General features: G+C 61.8%; 14 protein-coding genes. 1 reads left to right on the forward strand and 13 read right to left on the reverse strand.

Annotated elements, in window-relative coordinates; genetic code table 11:
• The 3 genes from B4E36_RS11760 to B4E36_RS11770 form a co-directional block, all read right to left on the reverse strand.
• The coding region (locus B4E36_RS11760; RefSeq protein WP_345900380.1) for a hydroxyacid dehydrogenase at positions 1-647 on the reverse strand (647 nt) is incomplete at its 3' end.
• Positions 648-741: 94 nt separating this feature from the next.
• Entirely contained in the window at positions 742-1188 is a 447-nt protein-coding gene (alaE, locus tag B4E36_RS11765; RefSeq protein ID WP_292055083.1) for an L-alanine exporter AlaE, read from the reverse strand.
• Positions 1189-1210: 22 nt separating this feature from the next.
• A complete protein-coding gene (locus B4E36_RS11770; protein WP_292055082.1) occupies positions 1211-2389 on the reverse strand; it encodes a phosphoserine transaminase in 1179 nt (392 codons plus the stop codon).
• A 435-nt stretch (positions 2390-2824) separates the two neighbouring features.
• On the opposite strand from B4E36_RS11770, the gene B4E36_RS11775 reads away from it, so the two are divergent.
• Positions 2825-3466 carry a hypothetical protein gene (locus tag B4E36_RS11775; RefSeq protein ID WP_292055081.1) on the forward strand — a complete coding sequence of 214 codons (642 nt, stop codon included), beginning with the start codon at positions 2825-2827 and terminating at the stop codon, positions 3464-3466.
• 266 nt (positions 3467-3732) lie between these two features.
• Here B4E36_RS11775 and glmM read toward each other — a convergent pair whose 3' ends face one another.
• From glmM to ybgC, 10 genes are all read right to left on the reverse strand, one after another.
• A complete protein-coding gene (glmM, locus tag B4E36_RS11780) occupies positions 3733-5091 on the reverse strand; it encodes a phosphoglucosamine mutase (RefSeq protein WP_292055080.1) in 1359 nt (452 codons plus the stop codon).
• Between the two features lie 220 nt (positions 5092-5311).
• The gene (ftsH, locus tag B4E36_RS11785) at positions 5312-7252 is read right to left on the reverse strand and encodes an ATP-dependent zinc metalloprotease FtsH (protein WP_026173267.1); all 1941 of its coding nucleotides are present in this window, start codon (positions 7250-7252) and stop codon (positions 5312-5314) included.
• A 105-nt stretch (positions 7253-7357) separates the two neighbouring features.
• Complete coding sequence (gene tilS, locus B4E36_RS11790; protein ID WP_292055079.1) at positions 7358-8680, reverse strand: tRNA lysidine(34) synthetase TilS; 1323 nt, start codon at positions 8678-8680, stop codon at positions 7358-7360.
• Positions 8681-8685: 5 nt separating this feature from the next.
• Complete coding sequence (gene ybgF / locus B4E36_RS11795; RefSeq protein WP_292055078.1) at positions 8686-9498, reverse strand: tol-pal system protein YbgF; 813 nt, start codon at positions 9496-9498, stop codon at positions 8686-8688.
• Between the two features lie 140 nt (positions 9499-9638).
• Positions 9639-10181 (reverse strand): peptidoglycan-associated lipoprotein Pal, encoded by a 543-nt coding sequence (gene pal / locus B4E36_RS11800; RefSeq protein WP_292055077.1) that lies wholly within the window; start codon positions 10179-10181, stop codon positions 9639-9641.
• A gap of 211 nt (positions 10182-10392) precedes the next feature.
• Positions 10393-11700 carry a Tol-Pal system beta propeller repeat protein TolB gene (gene tolB / locus B4E36_RS11805; RefSeq protein WP_292055076.1) on the reverse strand — a complete coding sequence of 436 codons (1308 nt, stop codon included), beginning with the start codon at positions 11698-11700 and terminating at the stop codon, positions 10393-10395.
• Positions 11701-11773: 73 nt separating this feature from the next.
• Positions 11774-12898, reverse strand: a complete 1125-nt coding sequence (locus B4E36_RS11810) for a cell envelope integrity protein TolA (protein WP_292055075.1) — start codon at positions 12896-12898, stop codon at positions 11774-11776.
• A 9-nt stretch (positions 12899-12907) separates the two neighbouring features.
• Positions 12908-13357, reverse strand: coding sequence for a protein TolR (gene tolR, locus B4E36_RS11815; RefSeq protein WP_292055074.1), 450 nt, complete (start codon positions 13355-13357; stop codon positions 12908-12910).
• A gap of 18 nt (positions 13358-13375) precedes the next feature.
• On the reverse strand, positions 13376-14095 hold the full coding sequence (gene tolQ, locus B4E36_RS11820; RefSeq protein ID WP_026173271.1) for a protein TolQ: 720 nt from the start codon (positions 14093-14095) through the stop codon (positions 13376-13378).
• A 334-nt stretch (positions 14096-14429) separates the two neighbouring features.
• Positions 14430-14885: a tol-pal system-associated acyl-CoA thioesterase gene (gene ybgC / locus B4E36_RS11825; protein WP_292055073.1), complete on the reverse strand. Its 456-nt coding sequence runs from the start codon at positions 14883-14885 to the stop codon at positions 14430-14432.
• Between the last annotated feature and the right edge of the window lie 114 nt (positions 14886-14999).

Genomic DNA, 14999 nt, shown 5'->3' on the forward strand with positions numbered 1-14999 from the left:
TTCAGGATGCCGCGGGTCTTGTCGGTCATCGGAACGTGGAGCGTGATGAAGTCGGCCTTGGCCAGCAGTTCGTCGAGCTCGACCTTGGTGACGCCCATCTTCTCGGCCTTGTCCTGCGACAGGAAGGGATCATAGGCGATGACGTTCATCTTCAGGCCGAGCGCGCGGTTGCAGACGATCGAGCCGATATTGCCGGCGCCGATGACGCCGAGTGTCTTGCCGGTGATCTCGACGCCCATGAATTTCGACTTCTCCCACTTGCCGGCCTGGGTCGAGGCGTCGGCGGCCGGGATCTGGCGGGCAACGGCCAGCATCAGCGAGATGGCGTGTTCGGCGGTCGTGATCGAGTTGCCGAAGGGCGTGTTCATGACGATGATGCCCCGGCGCGATGCGGCCGGGATATCGACATTGTCGACGCCGATGCCGGCGCGGCCGATGACCTTGAGATTGGTCGCCGCCTCGATCAGCTTTTCGGTCGCCTTGGTGGCCGAGCGGATCGCAAGGCCATCATACTGGCCGATGACTTCGAGCAGCTTTTCCTTGTCCTTGCCGAGCTTCGGCTGGAAGTCGACATCGATGCCGCGATCCTTGAAGATCTGGACGGCAGCTTCCGACAGCGCGTCGGATACGAGTACGCGAGGTGCCATGATGGCCTCCTGTAGGTTTGCGCCGGGTCGAGCCGCGACGAATGATAATTTATGAACGGGTCCGGGCCGGCCAGCGGCCCGGTCTGCAATATCGTCAGCCGCCAAGCGACATCGGCTTTTGCCCCTTACCCGTGAGGCCGAAAAGGCCCCTTACGAACTCGAGGAACATGCCGTAGGGCCTGCCAAGCACCAACATCAGCACCGCGAACCCAGCCGCGCCTCTGATAATGCCAACGCCGGAGGCTCCGCCGATCGCGATGATCGCGATGTAGATCGGCACCTGAAAGGCGATCAGGGAAAAGCAATCCGTGGCGAATTCGCCGGCACGCGTCTTTGGCTTAATCTTTCCGAAGAGGAAATCCCGCCACAGACCATAAGGCCTTGCCGTCAGCACCATCAACACTGCTCCGATCGACCGTGAGACCAGAAGCTCACTCCAGGTCATTCCGGCAATGAAGCGTTCGTTGAGACCACTGGCGATGGTGAAGAAAATCACCAGCGCCGTCGTGTCTGCAATGAAGTTGAGGATGCGCGGCGACATGGCCCGACCTCCGTTGGGCGTGTCAGGCCGCGTTTTCGGAAAGCCTGGCTTTTTCCGTACGGAAAGCCCAGTCGAGCCAGCCCATCAGCGCTTCCATATCGGCGGTTTCCACCGTGGAGCCGGCCCAGATGCGAAGGCCGGACGGCGCGTCGCGATAGGCGCCGATATCGTAGGCGACCTCTTCCTTGTCGAGCGCGGTCACGATCGCCTTTGCAAAGGCGGCCTGCCCGGCATCGTCAAGCGCCAGAACCGCCGGATCGACGATCTTGAGGCAGACGGATGTATTGGAGCGGGTCTCGGCCACTTCGGCGAGGTTTTCGATCCAGTCGTTGTTCTCGACGAAATCGAAGATCACCTTGGCATTGGCATCAGCCCGCGCCATCAGGCCTTCAAGGCCACCGACCTGTTTCGCCCATTTCAGCGCATCGAGATAATCCTCGACGCAGAGCATGGATGGCGTGTTGATGGTTTCGCCGACGAAGATACCCTCGATCAGCTTGCCGCCCTTGGTCATGCGGAAGATCTTCGGCAGCGGCCATTCCGGGGTGTAGTTCTCCAGCCGCTCGACAGCGCGCGGCGAGAGGATCAGGACACCATGGCCGCCCTCGCCGCCCAGCACCTTCTGCCAGGAGAAGGTGACGACATCGAGCTTGTTGAAGTCGAGGTCCTGCGCGAACACGGCCGAGGTCGCGTCGCAAATCGTCAGGCCCTTGCGGTCATAGGGAATGAAATCGGCATTCGGAACGCGCACGCCCGAGGTGGTGCCGTTCCAGGTGAAGACCACGTCATCGTCGAAATTGACAGTGGAAAGGTCGGGGAGCTGGCCATAGGGCGCTTCGATCTTGCGCGCGTCCTTGAGCTTGAGCTGCTTGATGACATCGGTCACCCAGCCCGAACCGAACGATTCCCAGGCAAGCATGTCGACGCCGCGTTCGCCGAGCAGCGACCACAGCGCCATCTCGACCGCGCCGGTATCCGACGCCGGCACGATGCCGATGCGGTAATCGCCGGGAACGCCGAGGATCTCGCGGGTAAGATCGATCGCTTCCTTGAGCTTCGCCTTGCCGATTTTCGCACGATGGGAGCGGCCAAGCGGCGCATCATTGAGCGCTTCGGGCGTCCAGCCGGGACGCTTCGCACAGGGGCCGGAAGAAAAGCGGGGATTGGCCGGACGCACGTCCGGCTTGGTCATATCAGTCATAGTCTACCCTTTCAGATAGTGGCCTCTCGTTGGGGAGAGGTGTCCCGCCGTCGGATATATGGGAGACGTAGGGATTAAGCAAGGGAAAAGATGACCGGGTGATGACGGTCAGCAAGTTCGCGCGAGCGAGACACGACCATAGAGAGAGCAAACGGCCGGGACTGACACAACACATCACCGAATGTTCTTGTAAGGTTCACTTCATTGGCACTGGAGTAGGCAAACGCGGAAATTCACGGCATGGGACGAAATGAGAGCGATAACGACAATAATTTCCATCGGTCGCTTGAACCTGACCCAACCCTCAAAGCGAGGCAGCAACACAGCCGGTCGAGAGAAAACCTTCTCTCCGCAGTTGAATTCAAATATATTGTCGATAGAATGACGGTTACCTGGTATAACATCGGGTAAACATTCATTCGTGCGGGGGATATTATGCGCCTATTGAAGTTCAACGTTACTTTATTGACTTTTTTTGCGGGATTGGTGGTTTCCGCACAAGCGTATGACACCAAGCAGACAAACCATTTTGGGTTCACAACCACGGACATCGACAACAACTTCAAAGTCGCGGCAATGTGCACTGTTTCAGGCGGGAGCAGTGAGGAATTGCTGGATTCGGCTGCTGACTGGCTGCCGGCAATCGGAAGCACCCTTATGGGCGGAATAAAATGGGCTGCGCTTGACAAGGGCGAGGTACTTTGCGGCCTTCGCCACTATGAGGGGCCCGGCGCATTCACCTTTCCAGCCGATACAAAGGGCTTCGAGCTGACAATCCGTGCCTATCAGGACGGAAATCAGATTGGCAAGGATTTGAGTCCCAGGAACGCGTGCAACAACTCATTGCCGTTTCGCGTGAATATGCTTGGCGCATGTTGGGAAAAAGGCGAGAAAAGAAGTCTGGACAGGAAGGAAGCGGACTATGTGGTCGCCTGTATCGAAACGGAAGTCCCGTCATCGAATGAGACCCTGTCCTTTCTGGTGTACGCAGGTTCTGCCCCACAGGAAATAGAGACGGAAGTCGCATCGCAAGCAACCAACGTTCTAAAAACAGGATGCGCCCAGCGGACGTTCTGACTTTCAGACGTGGTCTGGGACATCAAGGCCGGCTTCGAGTTGCTGGTGAGTTACTCTGCAAGATTATTGGGCATGGTTCCGACAGGCTTACTCGTGTTATCGGCATACCGCTCTTCCACTCTTCCCTCATTGGGTAGAGCTGTTCCTCCGTCGAATACATTTGAGACGCTGGGATCAGACAAAGTCAAACATAGCATGACGTGGGGTTCGTCAATTCCGCGCAGACGCTTTCAGCGGTCAGCGGATTGTTTGGTCGGCGGCAGACCTCACGCAGCCGTGCGCACGCTCGCAATCACGTCGATCAGGCCCGAGACGACGCTTTCTACCTGTGCCGGATCGTCGCCCTCGGCCATCACCCGAATCAGCGGCTCGGTGCCCGAGGGGCGGATTACCAGGCGGCCGCGCCCCTTCAGTTCGGCCTCGGCATCGGCGATCGCCTTCTTGACATTGCCGTCTTCCAGCGGAGCCGCGCCGGCGGTGATACGGACATTGCGCAGAAGCTGCGGCACGGGATCGAATTTGCGGCAGACCTCGCTGACCGGCTTGCCCGCGCGCTTGACGGCGGCCAGCACCTGCAGCGCAGCCACCAGCCCGTCGCCGGTGGTGCCGAAATCGGACAGCACGATATGGCCGGATTGCTCGCCCCCGACATTGTAACCGTTCTTGCGCATATGCTCGACGACGTAGCGGTCGCCGACCTTGGTGCGCACCAGATCGAGATTCATGCCGTTCAGGTGGCGCTCGAGGCCGAGATTGGACATGACGGTGGCGACAACGCCGCCGCCCTTCAATTCCTTGTCCTCGACCATGTTGCCAGCAATCACCGCCATCACCTGGTCGCCATCGATGATGCTGCCCTGCTCGTCAACGATGATGACGCGGTCGGCGTCGCCGTCGAGCGCGATGCCGATATCGGCGCGCACCTCATGCACCTTTTCCTGCAGGGTCTTGGGATAGGTGGAGCCGCATTCCTTGTTGATGTTGAGACCGTCCGGCTTGGTGCCGATCGCGACCACATCCGCGCCAAGCTCCCACAGCGCGGTAGGGGCCGCCTTGTAGGCCGCGCCATTGGCGCAATCGACCACGACCCTGAGCCCGTGCAGCGTGACATCGCGCGGCAGGGTGCGCTTGACGAATTCGATATAGCGATAGATGTCGCCGTCAACGCGGCTGGCGCGGCCGATCTCGTGCGAGCGGGCAAGCTGGGCGTGGAAATTGTCGCGATCGATCAACGCCTCGATCCGCGCCTCGATCTCGTCGGACATCTTGTAGCCGTCGGGCCCGAACAGCTTGATGCCGTTATCGGCAAAGGGGTTGTGCGACGCCGAAATCATCACGCCGACATCGGCGCGCAGCGAGCGCGTCAGCATGGCGACGGCCGGCGTCGGGATCGGGCCGAGCAGATAGACATCGAGGCCGGCCGCGGTGAAGCCCGCCACCAGCGCATTTTCCAGCATATAGCCGGAAAGCCGCGTATCCTTGCCGATCACCACGCGGTGGGTGTGATCGCCGCGCCGGAAGATCGTGCCGACGGCGATGCCCACGCGCATCGCCAGATCCGGCGTCATCGGAAAAACATTGGACTGTCCGCGAATACCGTCGGTGCCGAAATATTTACGTGTCATGGCAATCCCTTCAGCGCCGCGCGCGCCGCGTCGCTCCAAAGCTAAAATACAAACGAGAGTGTCTTCGCAGATTATCGCCCTCAGGGCACTTAAAATAACGTCAACACCGCTAACATGGCGTTACCGTGGCGCGATTGGCCAGTAGCCCGCAAACGCCGTCCGGGACGCCCTTCCAAACGCCAACAAAAAACCGCCGGCTTTGGGGCCGGCGGTTGAATGGTCAATTGGTCTGCGGTTCGAACCCGTCGCCCTTGCCGTCTGCCGGCGCGGGCGCGTCCTTCTTGGGCCCCATGGAGGGCACCGCCGAACCGCGCGAGGGCGGCGTGTCGTCGCCGAGATCGCGGGCGGGCTTCTCGCCCTTCAGGATCGCCTTGATCTCGTCGCCGGACAGCGTCTCATATTCGAGCAGGCCTTCGGCCAGCGCGACGAAGCCGTCGTGGTTTTCCTTCAGTATGCGGGTGGCCTCGGTGTAGGCCTCGTCGATCAGGCGGCGGATTTCGCTGTCGATCTTCTGCGCCGTGGTCTCGGAGACGTTCTTCGACTGCGAGACCGAATGCCCCAGGAAGACCTCCTGCTGGTTCTCACCATAGGAGACATGTCCGAGCTCGTCGGAGAAGCCCCACTGCGTCACCATCGCCCGTGCAAGCTTGGTCGCCTGCTCGATATCGGAGGATGCGCCGGAGGTGATGTTGTCCTTGCCGAAGGTGAGCTCCTCGGCAACGCGGCCGCCCATCATGATGGCGAGGCGCGAGATCATCCACTTGTAGCTCATCGAGTAGCGGTCGCCCTCGGGAAGCTGCATCACCATGCCGAGCGCGCGGCCACGGGGAATGATGGTCGCCTTGTGAACGGGGTCGGCCACCGGCACCTTCATTGCCACGATCGCATGACCGGCCTCGTGATAGGCCGTCAGCTTCTTTTCCGCCTCGGTCATCGCGGTGGAGCGCCGCTCGGCACCCATCATGATCTTGTCCTTGGCATCCTCGAATTCCGCCATGGTCACCAGACGCTTGTTGCGCCTTGCGGCCATCAGCGCCGCCTCGTTAACGAGGTTCATCAGGTCGGCGCCGGAAAAGCCGGGCGTGCCGCGGGCAACGACCTTGAGGTCGACATTCGGGGCAAGCGGCGTATTGCGGGCATGGACCTTCAGAATGCGTTCGCGGCCGACGATATCCGGGTTCGGCACCACGACCTGACGGTCGAAACGGCCGGGACGCAGAAGCGCGGGGTCCAGAACGTCGGGACGGTTGGTGGCGGCGATCAGGATAACACCCTCATTGGCCTCGAAGCCGTCCATCTCGACCAGCAACTGGTTCAGCGTCTGCTCGCGCTCATCATTGCCGCCGCCGAGACCGGCGCCGCGATGACGGCCGACCGCATCGATTTCGTCGATGAAGATGATGCAGGGCGCGTTCTTCTTGGCCTGCTCGAACATGTCGCGCACGCGCGATGCGCCGACGCCGACAAACATTTCGACGAAGTCGGAACCGGAGATCGTGAAGAACGGCACATTGGCCTCACCGGCCACCGAGCGGGCCAGCAGCGTCTTGCCGGTACCGGGCGGGCCGACCAGCAGCACGCCGCGCGGAATGCGGCCGCCGAGGCGCTGGAACTTCTGCGGGTCGCGCAGGAATTCGACGATTTCCTCGAGATCCTGCTTGGCTTCGTCAACGCCGGCGACATCATCAAAGGTGACGCGGCCATTGGCTTCGGTCAGAAGCTTGGCCTTGGACTTGCCGAAGCCCATCGCCCCGCGCGAGCCGCCCTGCATCTGGCGCATGAAAAACAGCCAGACGCCGAGGATCAGAAGCATCGGCAGAAGCGTGCCGACATAGCTCAGGATACCACCGGAGCCGTCGTTCACGGGCTTGGCATCGACCTGTACGTTGGCGCTTTCCAGCTTGGTGAGAAGGGAATCGTCGATGACCGGGGCATAGGTATGGAATGTCTTGCCGCCACCGCCGGAATAGGTGCCGGTAATGGTGTTGCCGGTAATGGTCACATCCTTGACCTTGCCGGAATCGACATCGCTGACGAATTGCGAATAGGCCACCTGCGTCGCGCCGTTATGCGACGGCGTCGACTGGAACATGCTGAAAAGCGCGACCAGCAGCAACGCGATTATGGCCCACAGCGCAATATTGCGTAAGTTTGGGTTCATCAAAATCCCCGAAATCCTATAACCGGCACGGTGGTGCCGCTGAGTTAGGCCTAACATAGGGTCGACGCCATGTCTTGCCAAGACAAGCGCATCCCAAGTTTAATATTAACCGCCGAAATAGCCGGGCGCGGGAAAAGGCGAAAGGCCGAAAGCCTCCGCCAGCCGGTTGGCCAGCGCCAGATCGAAACCGGGCAGATAGCGCTGGTATGGCGAGAGAATGCGGCTGATCCCGACCTCGCCCGGCAATGCGCCCTGCCCTGCGCAAGGCATGGTCAAGCGTGCCAGCTTTGAAAGGCGCGGCGGAAGCGCGGCGAAGGCCTCGATCGGCTCGCCGTCAATGCCGGCGGGGCCGATCTCCACCACTGCGCGGGAGCGATTTTCGATCCGCCACCGACCATCCCAAATCCGCGTCGTCCCCGGTAGAACCTCAATGCGCTCAAGGCCGCGCCGTTCGCGCAGCGTGAAAAGCCGCGCCCGATTGCGCTCGAACAGGCAACGCCCGGCCGTCATGCGCGCGCCATGCGGCGCTTCGGCCATCGCCAGAATATCGGCAAGCACCGCTTTCCCGGGCCCGTGGGTTTCGCCGCCGATGACTGCCGTCAGCGCCTTCAGCAGATAGCGGGCCGCATCCGGATTGGCGGCAGACCACTCCAGATCAATTTCGGCCGCAGCCGCGCCTTGAATGCGCACGGAAGAAACGAGAAGATCGGCCGCGGCTTCGGAGAGACGGCGACGTATATGCCCGGCCATAGTGGCCTCAGCGCCCGGCGTCGCGACCGCGCCGCCAAGGGACCGGCGCATGCGGACCCGTTCATAACGGGGGTTGTCATTGGATGGATCATCAATCCAGGCAACACCTCGCGCAACCAGCAGGTCGCGGATCGCCTCACGGGAAACGGACAGGAACGGACGGGCTGTCCAGATGCGGCCCATCAGAAGCGTTTCGGCCGCCATGCCGGAAACCGGCGGGTCGGGGTTGCGGGCCTGGCGCATCTCCAGCGTCTCGGCCTGGTCATCAAGCGTGTGGGCCACGGCGATCACATCCGCGCCGATCCGGGCGGCATGGTCTGCCAGCAGACGATAGCGGGCGTCGCGCGCGGCCGCCATCAGCCCCGTCGCCGGCTTTTCGCCGCGCCAGGGAAGCGTTTCGTGTCCAATCGCACGGGTGGCGCATAAGCGCGCGACCGTTTCCGCCTCATCGGCGGATTGCGCGCGCAGGCCATGGTCGACCGTGGCGGCCGAGATGCGGATGTCGGGACGCGACAGCTTCTCCGCGGCTTCGCAAAGTGCCGCCAGCAGCCCGAGCGAATCGCTGCCGCCGGACACCGCGACCAGAACATGACAGCCCGGCTTGAGTCGGCTCGCAAAATCGAAGGCGGCATTGAGGGCGGCTTCTCCGCCCGAAAATGTCTGTGAACTGACTGACACCGAGGTCAGCATCCATTGGCCCTGATTTCAGCCTGGGCCTTGGTCAGCACGGCCTGGGCGGCGTTCGGATAACGCGTCGGCACTTCGGCAAAGGTGGCGCAGGCGGCGTCCTTGTTGTCCATTCCGGCAAGCGACTGGCCGAGTTTCAGCAGCATCTCCGGCGCCTTGGCGGAATCGCCATAGGCCTTGTAGGCATTCAGGAAAGTCTTGGCGGCTTCGTTGTATTTCTGCTGCGCCAGCATCGATTCGCCGAGCCAGAAGCTGGCATCGGGAATGAGCGGGCTGTCGGGATAGCTCAGCACGAACTCGCCGAAAGCCTCCTCGGCCTGCTGGTAATCGCCGGAGAGAACGAGATCATAGGCGAGCTTGTAGAAATCGGCATCGGACCCGCCGCCTTCGGCCGCTTCGGGCAGATCAGCAGGCACATCGTTGGTCGCCGAGGGTTCCGGGTTGGGCGGCGGCGCATCCATCGTCGCCGTCTCATCATTGCCAAGGCTGCCGGCATCGCCGGCGCCTCCCGAAGGCGGCGTTGCCATGCCGCTTTCAAGGTCCTGCAGACGGAATTCCATGTCCTCCTGCATCTTGCGGATCTTCTCTTCCATCTGCAGCATCTGGAAGCCGAGATCCTCGACCTGACCCGTCAGGTTGCGCACCTGCTCCTCAAGCTGCTGAATCCTGAGGGACGGATCCGTAGCCTGGACCTGAACCACCTGCGTGTTCTGTCCGGCCGCCTTGCCGAATGCGGGAAAGACTGCCGCATTGGCGCTTCCTCCCAGCATCGCCGAACCGGCCAGAAGACAAATCATCGCTTTTTTCATCATCGCATGTCCCAAACCTTTTGCCTCGAACCTTCGCACACTGTGTTTCTGGCCATATTTAGATCAAAACGCGAATTGTTGCACGGCGGACATAAAAAAACCGGCGCGAGGCCGGTTTTTCAAGTCTGCTTTCGGACCAATCAGCTGCCCGCGCCCGTCAGCACGGTGACGGTGCGGCGGTTCTGCGACCAGCAGGAAATGTTGTCGCAGACCGCGACCGGGCGTTCCTTGCCGTAGGAGATCGTGGACAGGCGATTGGCCGGAATGCCGCGCGACACCAGGTAGTTCTTGGTGGCCGTTGCGCGGCGGGCGCCGAGGGCAAGGTTGTATTCGCGGGTGCCGCGCTCGTCGGCATGGCCTTCGATGCGGATCGCGTAGTTCTGGTAGCGCTGCAGCCACTGGGCCTGCTTGTCGAGCGTCTGGGCCGCGATCGGCGTGATCGATGCCGAATCGGTTTCGAAATAGACCGTGTCGCCGACATTCAGATCGAAGTCCTGGACGCTGCCCGGGGAAGCGATGCCCGAGGATGCGCCGGCGCCGCCCGCCATGCCGTTGCCCGGCAGGTTGTTCTTGTTGTCCTTGGCGCAGCCGGCCAGCGCAAGCACCGCGCAAAGCGCGACCATTGCGGGCTTCACCCTGAATTTGTTCGCATTGCCTTCAACCCCAAACGTGGCTCGGCTCATTACCGCTCTCCTTAAGAAGCGTTCAAAACATGGACCGGATGACCGGTCGATAACTCGGAAATACAACTCAAAACTATGGACGGTACGCAGACCGCCGACCTTGCCGCAAAGTGCTAGCAAATCACTGTTAACGTCCCCTCAACGGAAATGGCTAAGGAAACGTTAAAGGCAAGCCCGCATCGCGGCGCGAACGAATTCTGTCCCTCGCGCTCTACTCCAGCAGCGGCGACCAGGCCGGGTCAGATGCGAAATCCGGCGTCTGGATGCGCTGTTCATTGTAACCCGTCAGGTCGATCGAATAAAGGTGTGGACCGCCCTCGCCGGCATTCTGGCGGAAGAACATCAGCACGCGGCCATTCGGCGACCATGTCGGCCCCTCATTGTGGAAACCGGTGGTCAGGATGCGCTCGCCGCTGCCATCGGGCTTCATCACCCCGATCGAGAACTTGCCGCCGGACTGTTTGGTAAACGCGATCAGGTCTCCGCGCGGCGACCAGACGGGCGTCGAATAGCTGCCGTCGCCAAAGGAAATCCGCTGCTGGTTGGAGCCGTCGGCATTCATCACATAGAGCTGCTGACGCCCGCCGCGGTCGCTTTCGAACACGATCCGGTTGCCGTCCGGCGAATAGGATGGTGAGGTATCGATCGCGCCGGTATTCGTCAGCCGCGTGGTCGAGCGGGTGCGCAGGTCCATTGTATAAATGTTGGCGTTGCCATCCTGCTGCAGGCTCATGATGATGCGCTGGCCGTCGGGCGAGAACCGCGGCGCGAAGGTCATGCCGGGGAAGTTGCCGACAACCTCGCGCTGTCCGGTCTCAAGCTGGAGCAGATAGACGCGCGGCTGGTCGTTCTCATAGGACATGTAGGTGACCTCCTGCCGGTTCGGCGAGAACCGGGGGGTGAGAACCATATACTGCCCGTCCGTCAGCATGCGCACGTTGAAGCCATCCTGATCCATGATCGCGAGTTTGCGGGTGCGGTTGGTCTTCGGTCCGCTTTCGGAGACGAACACAATGCGGCTGTCGAAATAGCCCTGCTCGCCGGTCAGCGCCTGATAGATCGAATCGGCGATGATATGGGCGACGCGCCGCCAGTTGTCGGGCTGGGTGAAGAACTGCTGGCCGATGATCTGCTGGCCGGCATAGGTATCCCACAGCCGGAATTCGGAGCGCAGCCTGCCATCAGGCTCGCGGGTGACGCGGCCGACCACCAGCGCCTCGGCGTTGATGACCTGCCAGTCCTCGAAGCGCGGGGTCTGGTCGGGATTGCTGATCTGCTCGATGAAGGCGGAGCTGTCGACCGGCTTGAACAGGCCCGAGCGCTTCAGATCGGCGGCGATGACGCCGGAAATGTCCGCGCCGAGGCCATCGTCCGACATGAAATTGGTAATCGCGATCGGCAGCGGCTGGACATTGCCGCTGGAGATGTCGATTTCCACAAGCGCGTTGGCAGGGGTCACGAACAGGACGGCGATGCCGGCCCATGCGACGGAAAGGAAGACGAGACAATTTTTAAGCATGACAGGACTGGCCTTTCAGCGTTGATTGCTCCGGTTCGCCGGGGATCGCCCTCAGGCGGCACCGAATGAAGAGTTAAAGCATCTGGCTCGGGTCGAAGTTCACGATGACCTCGCTCCAGGCGTCATATTTTTCCCGCGGCAACCCGCTGAAGGGCGACGCCTTCAGCACCGCGCGCCGCGCGCCGCCGGCGAGAATTCGCCGCGCGCTCTCGCTGCCACCGGTGGCAGTCACCTCGGGCGCGCCCACGATCGCGCCGGAGGGATCGAGTTTCATCTGGATGCGTATGCGCACATCGTCGGCGCCGTCAAGGCCCGCGAGGATCGACCAGTTGCGCTGGATCTGCCCGCGCAGCGCGTCAAGCTCGCTCTGGCTGAGCGTGGAGCCGCCGGTTGTGCGGGTCGCGCCAGCAGCCGCCGGCGCCTCGGAGCGTTGCGCACCGCCGCCGGTCGCCTCGGTGCGGTTCAGAAGCGCCGCGATCTGGTCCACGTCGAAATCGTCTTCCTCGGCCGTGGTCGACGCCGTCGTCTGGCTGTCGGTTCTGGGCGCCTCGGCGGTGCGGGTTTCGCGCAGCACCGGCTCCGGCGGCCGGCGCGTCGGCAGCGGCGCCTGCTCGGGGAATGCCAGTTCCGGTTCCGGCGGCGTCTCGGCAGCGGGCTCACTTGCCTCCGGCTCAGGCGTCGGCTCGGGGGCTGGCGCGGGTTCCGGCGCAGGCGTCGGCTCCGGGGCCGGCGCAGGCTCAGGCTCGGGGGTAGGTTCCGGCGCAGGAGCGGGCTCCGGCGTGGGTTCGGGCCGTTCGGCCGGTTGCGGCGTGGGCGGCGGCGGCTCGGAAGCGGGCTCTTCCACCGGCGCGGGTTCCGGCGTCGGCTCGGCGGCAGGCGTCGGCAGGGCTGCCTGTTCCTGCGCGATATCGTCCGGCGTTGCGTTGGTATCGGTTTCTAGGTCGATATCGTTGTCGCCGACATTCTGCGCCTCGGCGACCTCCTGCGGCCGCCGGGTCGGCACGGGGGCTGCGATATCGGCAAGCTCCGCCGTCTCGTCGCCCTGCTGGACCTGGGTAATGTCTTCCACCGGTATCAGCGTCACCGGCAGCGCTTCGACATCGGCCACTTCAAGCGATGAAGGCGCGCCAAGCACAAACACTGCCCAGCCGAGGACCAGACAGTGCAACAGGAATGAAATGGCAAGGCTGCGCTTCATGGGCTAAGATCAGCTATCCTGTTCCTGCAGCGTGACAAGACCGATATTCTTGAAGCCGGCCGCAGAAATGCGGGCCATCACCTTCATGACCGTGCCGTAATCGGCATTGGCGTCGCCGCGCACATAGATGCGCTCATTGTAGCCGGTGGTGGCGATTGCCTCCAGCTTGGGCACGACCTCGTCGATCGGGATCTCGGTTTCCTGCAGGAAAATCTGGCCCTCCGGATTGACCGAGATGGTGATCGGCTGGGTATCCGAATTCATCGCCTGGGCCTGGGTTTCCGGCAGGTCGATCGGCACGCCGACCGTCATCATCGGCGCCGCGACCATGAAGATGATCAGAAGCACCAGCATGACGTCGACCAGAGGCGTGACGTTGATTTCGCTGACGGGAGCGCGTCTTGCGCGCCTGCGGCCACGACCGCCGGCCTTGCCGCCTGTTCCCATGGACATTGCCATTGGTTGGTTCTCCCCTCGCTATTCGGCAGCCGGACGCGACTGCAGCTTTTCGTCGATCTGACGCGACAGGATGGATGAGAACTCGTCGGCAAAGCCCTCCATGCGGCCTTCAAGCTTGCCGGAATCGGCGGAGAACTTGTTGTAGGCGACAACGGCGGGAATGGCCGCGACAAGGCCGATGGCCGTTGCAAGCAGCGCCTCGGCAATGCCGGGGGCAACCACGGCGAGATTGGTCGATTTCGATCCGGCGATCGCCTGGAACGAGGTCATGATGCCGACCACCGTACCGAACAGGCCGATGAAGGGTGCTGCGGAACCGACGCTTGCCAGAAAGCCGAGACGGGCTTCGAGCTTTTCGGCCTCGCGCTGAATGGCGACGTCCATCGCCTTTTCAACGCGCATCTGCAGGCCCATCGGCGCCCGCGCGCCGCGTTCGAAGGATTTTTTCCATTCGCGCATCGCCGAGACGAACACGGCGGCCATGCCGCTGGTCTTGCGATCCGAGAGGTTGCTGTAGAGTTTTTCGAGCGAGGTGCCCGACCAGAACGCATCCTCGAACTGATTATAGGCGCGGCGTTCCTTGTTGTAGGCGATGATCTTCTCGATCACGATCGCCCAGGTCCAGACCGACGCGGCGATCAATCCCAGCATCACGATCTTGACGACGAATCCCGCCTGCCAGAAGAGCGCCAGAAGGCCGACATCGGCGTGCGTAGCTTCCAACCCAAGCTGTTCCATATGACGAAGTCCCTGAATAGATTGGCCCGGCAAGCCGGGCGATATGGTTAGAGCCGCCTGCGAGACGCTGGTGTGTTCAACTCGGAATTTAAGTGGATTCGCATCTTTGCTTCCTGTCCTTGAAAATCATGGTGAAAGCTAGGCAAACCGGCCTAAAACTCCGCTTTTCGCAGAATAGCCGAACATGGTTAACGTCCGGTTACGATTTTATCGCCAGCCCCTGAAGGCAGCTTTGACCGCACCAGACGTCTCCCGCGGCGGCGCGAATTCCTTCACATAATACTCATGTTTTAGCAAGCCCGGATTCCAGGGGCTTTCGGCATAATGCGCCCGTTTACGTCGACTGACCTTCAAGCAGCGTGGCAGCCAGATCATCGGGCATGCGGCGCGCGCGCCCGGCCCTGTTGATAACCACGACGGTCACCGTCGCCGTTGTCAGCAACTGCCCATTGGCGTGGATCGCCTGTTCGAGCACCATACGCGCGCCCGTCGCCTTCACGGTTTTCGTCGTGATGTCGAGGATATCATCCATCCGCGCCGGACGCACGAATTTCAGGTCCATGTGATGCACCGCGAAGGCCAGGCCTTCCTCGTCGATCGTATGCAGCGTGCGCTGCTCCACGCCGAGGCAGCGCAGAAGATCGGTGCGGCCGCGTTCGAAGAAATGCAGGTAGCGCGCGTGGTAGACGATGCCGGAAAAATCCGTGTCCTCGTAATAAACGCGCTGGCGCAGGTGATGCGTCCCGCCTTCCATCCAGCCACTGAGACCATGATTCTCGGTTTCGGTCATGTCCGCCTCATCCATCAATTTTTGGCCATAACTAGGCCTAAACATAGTGCGTCGCAACACGGCGCAGAGGCGGATTGTTTCATTCCGCGTGGCAGATTGCGTAAAAAAACCATT

Source organism: Martelella sp. UBA3392 (assembly GCF_002358775.1).
GTDB classification, from domain to species: domain Bacteria; phylum Pseudomonadota; class Alphaproteobacteria; order Rhizobiales; family Rhizobiaceae; genus Martelella; species Martelella mediterranea.